Origin of the sequence: Veronia pacifica, assembly GCF_001707825.1 — a bacterium.
Taxonomy (GTDB): domain Bacteria; phylum Pseudomonadota; class Gammaproteobacteria; order Enterobacterales; family Vibrionaceae; genus Veronia; species Veronia pacifica.
In genome coordinates, this window is the sequence record NZ_LYBM01000023.1 from 67,245 (window position 1) to 81,251 (window position 14,007).

Genomic DNA, 14,007 nt, shown 5'->3' on the forward strand with positions numbered 1-14,007 from the left:
AAAATACAATGAACATTCTCATGGCCTTGTCCCAACGTGAAGTTACAGGGGCTGAAGTATATGCCACCACAGTCGGCGATATTCTGACTGAGAGAGGCCACCAGGTCTTTTATGTTTCAGACACCCTTACCAAGCCACATCAGGGCGAATTCTTCACACTCCGTTTTAATAAACGCAGTATCTTTCGACGTTTCTGGCATGTTGGTTACCTGATTTATCTCATAAAAAAGCATAATATCCAGTTGGTACATGCTCATTCCCGGGCGTCGAGCTGGAGTTGTCATGTTGCCTGTAAAATAACTGGCACACCTATGGTGACAACAGTACATGGCAAGCAACCCGTCCATGCGTCCCGTAAAAAATTCCATGCTATGGGTAATCGGGCAATGCCTGTGTGTGAGGCAATTTATCATCAACTCATTGATGATCTTGGTGTACCCGCTGACACCATGACGATCAGCCGAAATGGCATCAATACGGCGCGCTACCAATGGTGTGATGCGCCAAATAACGATAAAAAAGTCATTGCAATCATTGGCCGACTGAGCGGCCCCAAAGGCGATCTGTGTTTTAAACTGCTGGATGAATGTATCGACCTCGACAGATACGACGTCAAGATTGTTACGGGCACTGAGCCCACAAAAAGGTTTGAACGATTCAGGGGCAACGTCGATTTTGTTGGCTACGTAGAAGATGTGCCGGCAATGATGGCCAAGGCAGACTTGGTCATAGGGGCTGGACGCGTCGCTATGGAGTCACTGCTCTGTGGTCGGCCAACATTTGCTATTGGAGAGGCCATTTCTATTGGTCCTGTGAACCTTGATAACATCGACCATGCAATGGCCACCAACTTTGGCGATATTGGCCCTGTTGACCTGGATATCGATTTTTCACTTATCCCGGCGCAGATTGAGGAAGCTTTATCAACACCCCACTGCCCGGTCGAGGTCAACGAGAAAATTAAAGAGAGTTACGATCTGCAGAATATTGTTACTCAGGTCGAGGATATCTATCAGTCGGTATATGTCCGTACCTTGCGCAAAGACATTCCCGTGCTGATGTACCACAGGTTCTCTGAAAGCACCGAAACCCAGGGCCGCATGGCTCCGTACATTGACATTGATATGTTCGAAAAGCATCTCAAACTTATCAAGAAGTTGGGTTATGAAACGCTGACATTCGAGGACATCAGGGGTAAGGGATTTATTTCCCGTCTTGAGGCTGACAAGCGCTATTGCATGATCACTGTCGACGATGGCTTCAAAGATAACTACACCCTAATGCTTCCGCTGCTGAAAAAATATGATTTGAAAGCTGTGGTCTATGCGGTAAGCGATACTGACCATAATCAGTGGGATGTCGAACACCCCGAAACTCCAGAAAAACGCTTTGAGCTGATGACACAAAGTGAACTCAAAGCATTAGCCGATTCTGGGCACGTTGAGATTGGTGGTCATACCCTTACCCATCCTCACCTGAGCTCCCTTACGCGGGAACAACAACAAAGAGAAATAGCTGAAAATAAAGCCAAACTCGAGCGCCTTTTAGGTAAAGATTTACTCTCTTTTGCCTATCCTTATGGCGACTGGAATCAGGACAGTGTAGAGCTGGTAAAAGGGTGTGGATATGAATTTGCTGTAGCAACAAACAGCGGGCCTTTGGCAGTTCATGAAGACCCGTACCTGATTCGGCGCATCGGTATTTATCCGGGTACGGATGTATTTGGCTTATTCAGAAAACTGACTGGCGGCTACCTGTTTCGAAAAGTCAAAGAGAAGCCAAGTCATGTCTGAATTCCTCAAAGCAATATCATTTAAATTGCGCAATAGAGTTCGTATTGATTCCGGTAATACGGTGATATTCGGTCACAAAAACCGTATCCGTTACTGCCGGGTCGACATACATGGCAATAATAATCGCGTCATATTTTTGGACGGCGCAAACCTTAAGGGCGTCCATATTGAAGTGATTGGCAATGACTGCACACTCACCATTGGAAAAAACTGTGTCATTGGTGAGGGCTGTTATTTTTCTTGTCGTGAGAAAGGAACATCTCTCACAATAGGTGATAACTGTATGTTTTCACGCAACGTTAAGCTGATGACCAGTGACGGGCATGACATCTATCAGAACGGGAAACGTATAAACGAAGCAGCAGATATCACCATAGGCAACAAGGTTTGGCTGGCGGACAATACCACAGTACTTAAAGGCTGTAAGGTTGCTCCGGCAGCGTCGTCGGCATCAATTCCACCGTAACAAAGGATATACCGGAGCATTCTATCGCTGTTGGTATGCCTGCAAAGCAGGTAAAATCAGGGATCAGTTGGAATGAAAAGCTAACTTTCTAACGTAATTAATGGCCAGTAATCCTGTAAACATGAAGATATTAGTTATCGGCCCGTCCTGGGTCGGCGATATGGTAATGTCGCAAAGCCTCTACAAGACATTACATACATTACACCCGGGCTGTCAGATTGATGTTCTGGCACCCGCATGGTGCAAGCCTGTTCTTGAGCGTATGCCAGAAGTTCGTGAAGCGCTCGAAATGCCATTTGGACATGGTGAATTTAACTTCTCAGGTAGATGGAAACTTGGCAAGAGCTATAAGTCAAAGGAATACACCCATGCCTTTGTGCTGCCAAGGTCAGCAAAGTCTGCGTTTATCCCTTTCTTTGCCGGTGTGCCAAACCGCATTGGATGGAAAGGTGAGATGCGATATGGCCTGCTGAATGATATCAGGGCTGACAGAACAGTATTCCAGTATATGGTTGAACGTTATGTCGGACTCGCCTACTCCAACGACAGCATGTTAGAGAAAACCTCGATTGAAACTGTCGACTTTCCCTCTCTCACTGTCGATGAGAACAATCAGGCATCTTGTCTTGAACGCTTTGGCGTTGATAGTCAGCAAGCAATGATTGGTATTTGCCCCGGTGCTGAATTTGGTCCGGCCAAACGATGGCCTGAGAAGCATTATGCAAATGTTGCTGAAAAACTGATTCTCGAGGGGAACCAGATCCTACTGTTTGGCGGACCAAAAGATCGGGAAGTGACGCAGTCAATTAAGGAGGCGCTGCCAGTCGCGCTTCAGGACAAATGTTTTAACCTCGCGGGAGAAACAAGTCTGGTTGATGCTATCGACTTGTTGGCTGCCTGCCATACTGTTTTTTCCAATGACTCTGGATTAATGCACGTTGCAGCGGCTGTTGGGACCAACATAGTCGCCATCTATGGTTCAAGTTCGCCAAAGTATACGCCACCTCTGTCTGGAAGAGTGCGAATGGTTAATACCGATATCGGTTGCCGTCCATGCTTCAAACGCGAGTGCCCTTTCGGACATCTGAAATGTTTGAAAGACCTGCCTCCGTCTCAGGTGATGGAAGCATATGGTGAACTTTCAAGTGTTAATTAGGTACAAATAACATCTATCAAAAGATAATGTTAAATCATCACTTTGTACCCTGACGAAGACTTTCATATCACGGAAACCCGGTCAGACTCGAAGAATACCTATATATTATTGGTACTTACATACGTTACATCTATCTCGTTTTACCTAATATAATATCGAGATGAGAACGGAATAAATCCTTTGCGGTAAACTGAGTAAGTATCATTTTGGCGAACTTTTCGTTGAAAAGTCGTGAAGGAAAAATCGACATCTTTGAGAAATAGATCAAAGTCTGAATGACAATCTCTCATAATGCGTTAATGTAAAAATCGGGCTGATTCGGTAACAAAATTCTTAGTAAGTGCTTTTTTTTTAAGGAAATAGATATACTTTCGTATCACCCAATGAATCATAGGTAGTTACTCAAGGGTATGATGCCTAGACATGGAGAGCCGCATGCAAGACAAACCTGTAATTTCGATTGTCTGTCCTTGCTTCAATGAACAGGAAGTTTTAGCAACCTTCGAGACAAGAGTATCGGAAATACTGGTCACAACGGGATACAGCTATGAAATGCTATTTATCAATGATGGCAGCACAGATAATACCCAAACTGTTCTTGAGACTATCAAAAAAGATAACCCTCATGTCCGTATTCTGAACCTGTCACGTAATTTCGGTAAAGAAGCGGCGATGACGGCTGGTCTTGATCATGCACGAGGCGAAGTGATCATCCCTATCGATGCTGATCTGCAGGATCCCCCTGAGCTTATCCATGATTTTCTTCTAGAGTGGAAAAACGGCTTTGACGTGGTCGTGGCGAGACGGAAAGACAGAAGCAGTGATTCTTGGGCCAAAAAAATTACCGCCAGCCTGTTTTACAAATTCCACAATCAAATCGCTCAGGTTGAAATCCCAGACAATGTTGGAGATTTCCGCCTAATGACGCGTAAAGTGGTCACAGCCATCCAGCTATTACCTGAAAATCAGCGTTTTATGAAAGGTATTTTCTCCTGGGTAGGCTTTAACACCAAAGTGGTCGACTATACACGGGCTGCGAGGGTCGCCGGAGAGACCAGTTTCAATGGCTGGCGTCTGTGGAACTTTGCACTTGACGGTATTACCAGTTTCAGCACTGCCCCACTGAGAGTTTGGCTGTATCTTGGAATATTCATTTCATCGATATCTTTCGTCTATGGCAGCATCATTATTCTGAAAACCATTTTCATGGGCCATGATGTTCCGGGCTATCCATCGCTATTAACTGTGGTCCTCTTTTTGGGCGGTATTCAGCTTATTGGCCTCGGGGTCATGGGAGAATATATCGGTAGACTCTACATAGAGTCCAAACGTCGCCCTGTCTATATTATTGAGAAAGACACCAGTGATGAATAACCTGCTTAATCGCCTACTGTCAGTCCGTCTGTTGCGTTATGTACTGACGGGAGGGCTGGCAACTCTTACTCATATCGTTGTAGCTTTTGGTGCATTGAAATTTCTCACTCACTCTGTCTTCATTGCCAACGTGATGGGATTTTGCTGTGCGTTTTTATTGTCGTATCTGATGCAGTCCTTGTTTGTTTTTCAACAAAATCTGACCTTAAAAAATGCCAGGCGCTTTTTTGCTGTCCAGTTTTCGGCTCTGATGATTGCACAACTGATCAGTGAAATATTTCAGGACACCAACAGTTACCTCAGAGTATTAATGGTGGTCATCATGCTGCCAGCAATTACCTATCTGATTCACAAATTCTGGACTTACCGGCACGGCGCAGAAGCCGGGTAACACAGCCCTCATCTCCACATTAGGACTTAACTGTCATGAACAGTGAACATTTTTTTTACCGCCACTTCCGGCTTGTCTATTTTTCAGGCCTGTTGCTTGGCTTGCTTCTCGCTGTACTTTACGCCAGTAACCAAATACTCACTGGCGACCAAACGCAGATGCTGGACAAAGGCTATCTTGGCGCCTATCAGGGTGTCTGGCAGGTATTTGGCAATGCCGCCAGCGCGGTCGGAAATGTTCCCGGCTCTCTGTCTGCGTTAATCATCGGGGGCCCACTTGTTATCTGGGACAGCCCTTGGGCACCTGTTGCTCTATTGCTGGCACTGCGCCTCGCTTCATTCTTCCTTTTTGACTCAATAATTAAAGCCGTGTTCTCGCAGCCCGTCAGAATCGCCTTTATGGTCCTTTACTGGCTCAATCCCTGGCTGCTCTATGATAGTTTGCTCTACAACCCTTCTTACCTGTGTTTTTTCACTGCCTTGCACTTCTGGTCAGCATTTAAAATGCGCCATCAGGCCTCTTTTACTTACAGTGCGCTGCATGTTCTTGCCATCGGCGGTGCGATGCAACTCCACTATTCATGGCCAGTGCTGGCAGTCATGTCTGCCTATCTGTTCTATCGAAGGATGATCGTCATATCATGGTCAGGGGTGTTTGCTGGGGTCGCCGCTCTTATCGCATCACTGATCCCTTATGCGCTTGAATATGCGAAGAACGATACCATCAGCCGCGAAAGTGACCGATATATCGGCTACGGTCTGGTGCACGTTTACCCGGTCTTGAAAGCTATCCTTTATTGGCTCCGGTACAGTTCTACGTTATTTTCAAACCGTATTATCACTGAAGCCAGCTTCGATTGGGTCACAACAGTCAGTTGGCTACAAATGGTGGTGAAATACTGCTGGCAGGCAATATTATTTGTGTTTGGTGCCGTCACTCTAGTGGTATCAGCCAGGCTTAACTGGCATTACTGGAAGGAGATTAAACCGACAGTACTGCGGGGACATGATATTGATGACGATGTCCACTGGTTATTGCTTTTCGCAGCTGCCACTGTGTTTGGGATTGTCATCAGCGCTATGTTGTCTCCTATTACCTTTTCATACTGGCACCTGATCCTGACCTATCCCCTTGCCCTTATTCCTTTGCTGGCAAAGGCCGATATCTGGCAAAAGGAGCGGACGAGAAGGTTCACCCGAACGCTCACATTTATTGCCGGATTCTTTCTGGTCGTCAACCTCGTTGCTGCTAACGACAGCGACAAGTACTCCTACAAAGTGGACTACGTTAATCAGGTTGAAAGCCGACTCAGTGAATTAGGCTATACCTCGCCATAAACCCATCGCAAAGGGTCCGGTTATGGGCCCTTTGTAGTACCATACGCTCAGTTTTTAGCTCAAAGGCAATATTGTGCGATTTATCTATACCTTACTGCTGGCGCTGGCAGCACCTTTTTTACTGTTCGGTTTATACAAAAAAAAACCGGGTAAACCGGATATCGGTCGCCGTTGGCGTGAGCATTTTGGCTTCGTCCCATCACTGGATGTGACTTCCCCGCTCTGGTTTCATGCAGTATCCGTTGGCGAGGTCATTGCCGCAAAGCCCGTATTGCTGGCCTTACGGGCTGAAAGACCAGATATTCCCATCGTAGTCACAACAACAACAACAACAGGCGCAGAACTGGCAGAAAAGTTAGGAAGCGGAATATCGCACAGATACATGCCAATTGATTTTGGTTTCGCGGTCAGGCGCTTTATCAATATCATTAAGCCTAGGGCCATGGTGATAATGGAAACTGAATTGTGGCCAAATACCTTAAGTGAGGTAAAAAAGGCGGGTGTTCCAGTCACAGTGATCAATGCAAGGCTCTCGGAGCGTTCAAAAGTTCGCTATCAGAAAATCAAACCTATCTTTCGCCTTCTTAGCAGCAATATAGATCATATTGCCTGTCAGTTTGACGAAGATGCCGACCGTTTCTCTCAGCTCGAATTGAGAAATGACCAACTGTCAGTGACTGGCTCAGTGAAATTTGATCTGCCGGAGTTTGACCATCGCTCTCCAACAGCAAACGAACTTAAGGCCATGATCACTCATCGACCCACGTGGATAGCGGCGAGTACTCATCCCGGGGAGGATGGCATCCTGCTTGAGGCGCATAAGCAGATACTGCAACACCAGCCAGATGCGTTGATGATACTGGTCCCACGTCACCCAGAACGCTTTTCAGATGTCGCAGAACAGGTAAGAGAAAAAGCACTCACTGTCGTATGCCGTAGCAAAAAAGAACCTATTACCGCAGCCACTCAGGTTTACCTTGGCGATACCATGGGCGAAATGATGACACTGTTTTCCGTCTCTGATATCGCTTTTATGGCCGGTAGCCTGATTGGCGACAAAGTCGGCGGGCACAACCTGTTAGAACCAGCCTCGCTGGCGAAGCCCCTGCTCACTGGACCAAGCTTCTATAACTTTCAGGTTATCGGTGACCAGTTAATAGAGTCGGGAGCCTGTCAGGTTACGCCAGTCGATGCGGAACATATTGCCCGCTCACTCATCGCGCTGTTCAATGACAGTGACGACCGACAGCACAGAGGGCAACAAGCTCTGGCTATCGTCAATCGCAATCGTGGCGCTGTCGCCAACACACTCAAGGTACTGAAACCTTATCTATAAACAGTCTAATCAGGTGCGATACCCAGAGAGCAGAGACTGCCAATCTTCTTCCTGCCAGTGGATAGAAAAGCGGCCCTGCTCTTTGATAAAAGAGCGCTTGAGCCGGGAAAGGTTATCCTGTTTCCAGCTCTCTCCCTTTTTGACACCGCATTTATCAAAATCAATCAGCCAGAGCTTATCGTCTGCACCCAGTAAAATATTGTGGATGTTCAGGTCGGTGTGACAAACGCCGACATCATGTAGCTGGCGGACAAGGCGGCCTATTTGCACATAGACCTCATGATCCAGCGACGATTTCTCCAACACCGCCACCAAATCTCTGGCGTCCGGCACTTTCTCGACGACCAAATCCGCCCGGTACATCAAGCCGCTTCTCTCTGCTTTCGCCGCAACAGGGCGAGGCACGGGCAAGCCTTTCTCAGCCAAAGACGCCAGCAGGGAATACTCCCGATAAGCCCGCGTGTTTTGCCAGCCAGTAAACAGATATGAGTCTTTTACCAGTCGACCAAAAAGACCACCGCGTATATAGTGACGCAAGGCAACAGCCACTTGATCCAGTTGGATAAACCAGGTGGTACCTCTTCCCTGCGCTGAACCAATAATGGCACCTTGGTCGCGCCAATAGTCAATATCAAAGCAGCGTTCAGGTTGGCTACTCGCCAGTTGCGGGTTATACCAGAGACGGCCTTTGCCGCCTTGCAGTTGCACAATATTTGCAGAATGGCTTGCTGATGACTGCACCGTGATTCACTCGTCCAAATGGGTTAATCGATTTACATTGTCTTGCATTTTACATTGCAGAGACGTCACTGCATAATCTGTCGCTCTTAAACCAGATAAGCAAAGTCATGGCCCTGTTTTCTTCACCTCCACAATCCATCTGCATCCTTCGCCTGTCGGCAATTGGTGATGCATGTAATGCTATTGCTGCCGTTCAGGCCATTGCCCGTCAATGGCCAGAGACCAAACTGACATGGATTGCGGGGTGTGGCGGAAGCGCGACTGCTCTCTCCGTTATTGCCCAACGTCGAAGTCATCGCTTTTGATAAAAAAGCAGGATGGCGGGGAATGCGTGACGTCTGGCGGGTATTAAATGGCCGACGTTTTGATGCTTTGCTTCACATGCAAACAGCAATCCGTGCCAGTGCGCTGTCTTTGGGTATCAAAGCCCGTTATCGGCTTGGTTTTGATGCGACCCGGGTCAGCGATTTGCAACAGTGGTTTACCAATATCAAGGTGCCCTCGCCTGACTCCCTCCATGTACTTGATGGCTTTATGGCATTTGTTGAGACACTGGGTGTGAACCCGGCTCCAGCCAACTGGACGCTGACACTGCCTGAACAAGACATGATATGGGCAAACTCAGTCATTGGAGAATCACCGACACTTATCGTGGCACCCGCTGCCAGTAAGGCTTTTAAAAACTGGACAGCGGAAGGATATGCCGCCGTGATAGAGCATGCAAGCCAACGAGGTTTTAACGTCATCCTTGCTGGCGGTCCGGGAAAAACCGAAATCGAGTTGGGCAAGGCCATCGAGCGTCTTCTCAATACTGACGTCAGCAACCTGATTGGACAAACCAGCCTGTTGCAAATGATGGCACTGGAAAAAAAGGCTGCGCTGGTCATTGCGCCAGACAGCGGGCCTGCCCACCTTGCCAATGCTGTCGGCACGCCGGTGATTGGGCTGTATGCTCACCACAACCCGGCGCGAACCGGACCCTATTTCTGGCGTGACTACGTTGTCAGCGTCTACGAGCAAGCTATCGCCGATGAAACGGGAAAAACACCTGCACAACTTGCGTGGCGGACACGGGTAAAAGACAATACCGCCATGAACCGGATACCGTCCGAGGCCGTGATCAGTACATTTGACCGATTAATTGAAGAAAAGGAACTGCAGCCATGAGCCGCGCCACCATCAGTGCCATTATCATCACCAAAAATGAAGAGCAGATCCTGCCGGAGTGTCTGGGTTCACTGGATTGGGTGGACGAGATCATCGTTGTTGATTCAGGCAGCACAGACCGCACGGTTGAGATTGCTGAGCAGGCAGGCGCTAAGGTCTATGTGAATGCAGACTGGCCGGGCTTTGGTAAACAGAAGCAGCTTGCACAAAGCTATGCCAGCAAGGACTGGATCCTCGCCATTGATGCTGATGAGGTGGTATCCCCTGAACTTAAGCAAAGTATCCTGACCATGCTGGAAAATCCGCCGCAAAACACCTTGGTTGAAGTTAATGAACTGACCTGGGTGTTTGGTCGCTTTCTGCGTCACTCAGGCTGGTACTACAGTCATGTCCGTATCTACCCTCGCGAGTACACAGGCTATGATGATGCCTTGGTGCATGAGGGTGTTATCCGCCCACAAGGTGCGAAAACGCAGGTGCTCGACGGCGACTTACTGCATTATTCGTACCGCAGCATCAACCATTATCTGGTGAAATCAGCACATTATGCCAAAGCATGGGCAGATGCCCGGGAAGCGAAAGGGAAAAAAAGTAGTCTGACGCAGGCCATAGTCCACGGCATCAGTTGCTTCCTGAAAATGTATCTACTCAAGCGTGGGTTTCTTGATGGCAAACAAGGGTTCTTAATTGCCCTGCTGTCGGCACACTCCACGTTTGTGAAATATGCCGATCTTTGGGTACGCAATAATGACAGCCGTCATAATCTGCCGGGCAGTACACCCAACAAATAAATCAGATAAATTTAGCCATAAAGGTCAGTACATCAGGCAAAATTGAGGGGACAGAAATTCGGGACATATCCGACGCGACCTCTTTATCCGCATCTGCTGGCGGCGCAAACGCAATATGCCTTCCCTCAGTATTGATGGTTTTCCAGCGTAAAGGCGTCGCACTGCGCTTATTCGGGAAGAAACCAACGGTCGGCACATTCACTGTGGCCGCAATGTGAAGCGGCCCGGTTGAACCGGCAATAAAATACGATGCGCAGGCCAGAGAACAGGTAAAATCCTGCAGGCCGCTGTTTTTGTCATACACCGTTGACGAGATACCCTGCTCCGCAAGTAGCGCTTTCAACTCCCTTGCTTTTTCCTCTTCGCCGGGACCCGCCGTCAACACCACCTCAACATCGGCTTTGGCATAAATCCCCGCCACTAAATCTCTATATTGGGTCAGTGACAGGTTGTTGGCTGAACCGCCGCTACCCGCATGCACAAACAACCAGTTACTGGCCATGCTGAGACCGAGCTGCGTCGCTAACTTTTCTCTTTGAATCTCGAGCGATAAGGGATCGAAGGTTAAATAGGGTCCTTCGGGTAATACAGGCTCCTTTCCTAGGCTGTTCAGGAAAGCGCGAATTAGGTCGATATTGTATTCAAACTCAGGTTTTTCTGAGCGGGAACGCCGCTGAACGATCCTTTGATTATATAAAAATTGCCAGATCTTGGTTGCTGGTGCCAGCCTGACAGGAATGCCTGCTTTCCAGATTAATCTCGCGTTGTAAGCATCAGAAAAAATACAGATTGCTGCGTCGAAGCCTGCCAGTTTGAGCGATGAGAGTAGCTGACTTTTCTGCTCTCGACTGCCATGCTTTCCACAATCGACAATCACCTGATCGATCCACGGACATAAACGTGCCAGATCAGCTGTATATGAAGGAACTAAAGCTGTCACCTCAGTGCCCGGCATAGATTGTTTGAGCATGGCGAATGCAGGCCAGGCCAGCATGAAATCACCAATCTTATCGTTGCGGACAACCAGTACTTTTTTCATTTCTACTCCCATGTGAACCCTGAATGCGCTGATCATACCTGAACCAGAACAAGATGCGAGAGTGACAGAAACAGAGTCGTTACTTTCAGACACTGTCTGCCCATGTCACGACAGCGCATCTAGGCTCAGAAAAGTTGCCGGAAGTCTGTTAGGATGACGCCAGAAATAGTATGAGCAGGAAAGTACTGTGAGCAAAAAACAAGTAACCCGCGTCATTTACCCCGGCACCTTCGACCCAATCACCAATGGACATCTTGATTTGGTGGAGCGCGCTGCTTCCATGTTTGATGAAGTGATCGTTGGTATCGCAGCCAGCCCGAGTAAAAAGCCACTGTTCAGCCTGAAAGAACGTGTCGAGATGGCGGAAGACGTCACCAGCCACCTAAAAAACACCAAAGTGGTTGGCTTTTCCGGTCTATTGGTCGATTTTGCCAAGCAATATGACGCGAATATTCTGGTCAGGGGGTTGCGAGCGGTTTCCGACTTCGAGTATGAGTTTCAGCTAGCCAACATGAATCGCAGGCTAATGCCGGAGCTGGAGAGTGTTTTTCTCACTCCATCGGAAGAAAACTCGTTTATTTCTTCCACTCTGGTGAAAGAAGTCGCCCTTCATGGCGGAGATACCAGTGGATTTGTTGCGCCGAGCACTCTTGCCGCACTGAAAACCAAGCTAGGCAAAGACTGAATATCTGCAGCCCAAACGGGCTGCTATGATATCAGCGGTCTATACCTGACACTTCTCACAAAAAACAGTGGCCCGCTGACCAATCTTCACGCCCTTCAAGGTCTCACTGCATACCGGGCAAGGTTTTCCGTCTTTGCCATATACCTGAAGTTCCTGTGCAAAGTAACCGGGCTTACCGTCAGTCTGAGTAAAATCTTTCAGCGTGGTTCCACCCTGCTTAATCGCCGTGTCGAGCACCGCTTTGATGGTGGCAACCAAAAGGTCTGCCTCTTTTGCGGTCAGAGAGCCTGCCGGACGCTGCGGATGGATACGCGACGTGAACAACGACTCATTGGCATAGATATTTCCCACCCCGACCACAACGGCATTGTCCATGATGAAAGACTTCACTACGGTGCGCTTGCCGTTGGCCTTCACTAAGAGGTATTCCGCATCAAAAGCATCGGTCAATGGTTCCGGCCCAAGCTTGGACAGTGCAGGATGTTCGCCACCAGCCTCTTGCCATAGCCAGGCACCAAAGCGACGTGGGTCGTTATAACGGATAAGCTTGCCGGACGCTAAATGCAAATCAACGTGGTCATGTTTTTCGGGAGGTGCCATTTTAGGTAATACCCGCAAACTGCCTGACATACCGAGATGCACAATGGCGTAGCCAACAGGTGTATGCAGCAGCAAATATTTAGCCCTGCGCTCAATAGCGGTAATAGGCTGACCTTCTATATTTTTGATCGTTTCCGGTACTGGCCAGCGCAATTTAGGTTGACGAACATCAATGCGGGTAACGGTCTGGCCTTTTGCATGCGGCGTAATGCCAAGACGGCTGACTTCAACTTCAGGTAATTCAGGCATAACTCATCGGATGTCAGAGAAAGGGAAGAGATAGTGTTGATCAACCGAGACCGCAAGCCAACGATTTTGCCAATTTTGTAGTAACCAAAATTTATCCAGCCTGTAGTAAGTGAGCTTATACGCCTGTCGTTCTGCGCCAATCACAACCTCTAAACGCTGTGGTTTTGTTAAACCGGGCTTCATTTGTTCAAGCATACCCTGATTAATTTCAGTACCGGATAAGGTCAGCCAGCGTTGAGCCAGTTCATCAGCAGAAATCGATAGCGGCTTATCAGAGTGCCAATTTCCATCCAGAAACAAGCGAAAAGCACTGAAGTTAAGTGCTTTAACATCAACGGTATCAGGCAGTAATTCAATGACACCGGGCTGAGCATTCTGCCTTTCCGATTCAGCCAGTTTAGCTCTGAAGTATTCGGGTAAAAACATTATGCCAACAAAACACACAATGCTGATGATCAGAATATTGTTCCATGTCTTGCGTGACATTCTACTCATAATAAAAACCCATAAATAACAGTATGCTTAACGCACTTTCCATTCTGAACAGTATACGGTCAACAGACAGCATTCGGTGAATTTCAGGTATAAAAAAACCCAGCCTGAGCTGGGTTTTTTTGAAAACGGCAATCAATTACTTGATTTTCGCTTCCTTGTAAACAACGTGCTTGCGAACAACTGGATCAAACTTTTTGATCTCAAATTTGCCCGGCATGTTACGCTTGTTTTTGTCGGTTGTGTAGAAGTGACCGGTGTTAGCAGTAGATACTAGACGGATCTTCTCACGTGCGCCTTTCTTAGCCATATTCTAAGTCCTCTTAAACGTTTTCACCGCGGGCACGGATGTCAGTCAGAACTGCATCAATCCCTTTTTTGTCGATGATA

13 protein-coding genes and 2 pseudogenes are annotated in these 14,007 nt (G+C 47.8%); 10 read left to right on the top strand and 5 right to left on the bottom strand.

The features are described from left to right. Positions 1–8 precede the first annotated feature (8 nt). From A8L45_RS13145 to waaA, 7 genes and pseudogenes are all read left to right on the top strand, one after another. A complete protein-coding gene (locus A8L45_RS13145) occupies positions 9–1,793 on the top strand; it encodes a bifunctional glycosyltransferase family 4 protein/polysaccharide deacetylase (RefSeq protein WP_068903002.1) in 1,785 nt (594 codons plus the stop codon). Then, positions 1,786–2,351, top strand: a pseudogene (locus tag A8L45_RS13150) (acyltransferase). The gene A8L45_RS13145 and the pseudogene A8L45_RS13150 overlap by 8 nt, the downstream one beginning before the upstream one ends. A gap of 29 nt (positions 2,352–2,380) precedes the next feature. After that, a complete protein-coding gene (waaF, locus tag A8L45_RS13155) occupies positions 2,381–3,415 on the top strand; it encodes a lipopolysaccharide heptosyltransferase II (RefSeq protein ID WP_068903028.1) in 1,035 nt (344 codons plus the stop codon). Between the two features lie 435 nt (positions 3,416–3,850). Next, positions 3,851–4,789 (top strand): glycosyltransferase family 2 protein, encoded by a 939-nt coding sequence (locus tag A8L45_RS13160; protein WP_083228334.1) that lies wholly within the window; start codon positions 3,851–3,853, stop codon positions 4,787–4,789. Continuing rightward, positions 4,782–5,180, top strand: a complete 399-nt coding sequence (locus tag A8L45_RS13165) for a GtrA family protein (protein WP_068903004.1) — start codon at positions 4,782–4,784, stop codon at positions 5,178–5,180. Before A8L45_RS13160 ends, A8L45_RS13165 begins: the two co-directional genes overlap by 8 nt. A 35-nt stretch (positions 5,181–5,215) precedes the next feature. Next, positions 5,216–6,517: a 3-deoxy-D-manno-octulosonic acid transferase gene (locus A8L45_RS13170; RefSeq protein WP_068903007.1), complete on the top strand. Its 1,302-nt coding sequence runs from the start codon at positions 5,216–5,218 to the stop codon at positions 6,515–6,517. Positions 6,518–6,590: 73 nt separating this feature from the next. Continuing rightward, positions 6,591–7,853, top strand: coding sequence for a lipid IV(A) 3-deoxy-D-manno-octulosonic acid transferase (gene waaA, locus A8L45_RS13175; protein ID WP_068903008.1), 1,263 nt, complete (start codon positions 6,591–6,593; stop codon positions 7,851–7,853). Positions 7,854–7,862: 9 nt separating this feature from the next. Here the strand turns inward: waaA and A8L45_RS13180 are convergent, their stop codons facing one another. Beyond that, positions 7,863–8,594, bottom strand: a complete 732-nt coding sequence (locus A8L45_RS13180) for a 3-deoxy-D-manno-octulosonic acid kinase (RefSeq protein WP_245680723.1) — start codon at positions 8,592–8,594, stop codon at positions 7,863–7,865. Between the two features lie 107 nt (positions 8,595–8,701). Here A8L45_RS13180 and A8L45_RS13185 point away from each other — a divergent pair. Continuing rightward, positions 8,702–9,761, top strand: a pseudogene (locus A8L45_RS13185) (glycosyltransferase family 9 protein). Then, the gene (locus tag A8L45_RS13190; protein ID WP_068903010.1) at positions 9,758–10,552 is read left to right on the top strand and encodes a glycosyltransferase family 2 protein; all 795 of its coding nucleotides are present in this window, start codon (positions 9,758–9,760) and stop codon (positions 10,550–10,552) included. The pseudogene A8L45_RS13185 and the gene A8L45_RS13190 overlap by 4 nt, the downstream one beginning before the upstream one ends. Position 10,553: 1 nt before the next feature. On the opposite strand, the gene A8L45_RS13195 is transcribed toward A8L45_RS13190, so the two are convergent. Beyond that, the gene (locus A8L45_RS13195) at positions 10,554–11,591 is read right to left on the bottom strand and encodes a glycosyltransferase family 9 protein (protein WP_068903011.1); all 1,038 of its coding nucleotides are present in this window, start codon (positions 11,589–11,591) and stop codon (positions 10,554–10,556) included. A 187-nt stretch (positions 11,592–11,778) separates the two neighbouring features. On the opposite strand from A8L45_RS13195, the gene coaD reads away from it, so the two are divergent. Further along, positions 11,779–12,276, top strand: a complete 498-nt coding sequence (gene coaD, locus A8L45_RS13200) for a pantetheine-phosphate adenylyltransferase (protein WP_068903013.1) — start codon at positions 11,779–11,781, stop codon at positions 12,274–12,276. Positions 12,277–12,315: 39 nt separating this feature from the next. On the opposite strand, the gene mutM is transcribed toward coaD, so the two are convergent. The 3 genes from mutM to rpmG all read right to left on the bottom strand — a co-directional run bounded on the left by mutM (position 12,316) and on the right by rpmG (position 13,927). Beyond that, positions 12,316–13,125, bottom strand: a complete 810-nt coding sequence (mutM, locus tag A8L45_RS13205) for a bifunctional DNA-formamidopyrimidine glycosylase/DNA-(apurinic or apyrimidinic site) lyase (protein ID WP_068903015.1) — start codon at positions 13,123–13,125, stop codon at positions 12,316–12,318. A gap of 3 nt (positions 13,126–13,128) precedes the next feature. Beyond that, complete coding sequence (locus A8L45_RS13210; RefSeq protein WP_068903017.1) at positions 13,129–13,620, bottom strand: hypothetical protein; 492 nt, start codon at positions 13,618–13,620, stop codon at positions 13,129–13,131. 136 nt (positions 13,621–13,756) lie between these two features. Next, positions 13,757–13,927, bottom strand: coding sequence for a 50S ribosomal protein L33 (rpmG, locus tag A8L45_RS13215; protein ID WP_068903019.1), 171 nt, complete (start codon positions 13,925–13,927; stop codon positions 13,757–13,759). Positions 13,928–14,007 lie beyond the last annotated feature (80 nt).

Excerpts from the sequence above, each read along its gene's own strand:
- A8L45_RS13145 (WP_068903002.1), top strand. The coding sequence starts at position 9 with ATGAACATTCTCATGGCCTTGTCCCAACGTGAAGTTACAGGGGCTGAA.
- waaF (WP_068903028.1), top strand. The coding sequence starts at position 2,381 with ATGAAGATATTAGTTATCGGCCCGTCCTGGGTCGGCGATATGGTAATG.
- A8L45_RS13160 (WP_083228334.1), top strand. The coding sequence starts at position 3,851 with ATGCAAGACAAACCTGTAATTTCGATTGTCTGTCCTTGCTTCAATGAA.
- A8L45_RS13165 (WP_068903004.1), top strand. The coding sequence starts at position 4,782 with ATGAATAACCTGCTTAATCGCCTACTGTCAGTCCGTCTGTTGCGTTAT.
- A8L45_RS13170 (WP_068903007.1), top strand. The coding sequence starts at position 5,216 with ATGAACAGTGAACATTTTTTTTACCGCCACTTCCGGCTTGTCTATTTT.
- A8L45_RS13190 (WP_068903010.1), top strand. The coding sequence starts at position 9,758 with ATGAGCCGCGCCACCATCAGTGCCATTATCATCACCAAAAATGAAGAG.
- A8L45_RS13195 (WP_068903011.1), bottom strand. The coding sequence starts at position 11,591 with ATGAAAAAAGTACTGGTTGTCCGCAACGATAAGATTGGTGATTTCATG.
- mutM (WP_068903015.1), bottom strand. The coding sequence starts at position 13,125 with ATGCCTGAATTACCTGAAGTTGAAGTCAGCCGTCTTGGCATTACGCCG.
- A8L45_RS13210 (WP_068903017.1), bottom strand. The coding sequence starts at position 13,620 with ATGAGTAGAATGTCACGCAAGACATGGAACAATATTCTGATCATCAGC.
- rpmG (WP_068903019.1), bottom strand. The coding sequence starts at position 13,927 with ATGGCTAAGAAAGGCGCACGTGAGAAGATCCGTCTAGTATCTACTGCT.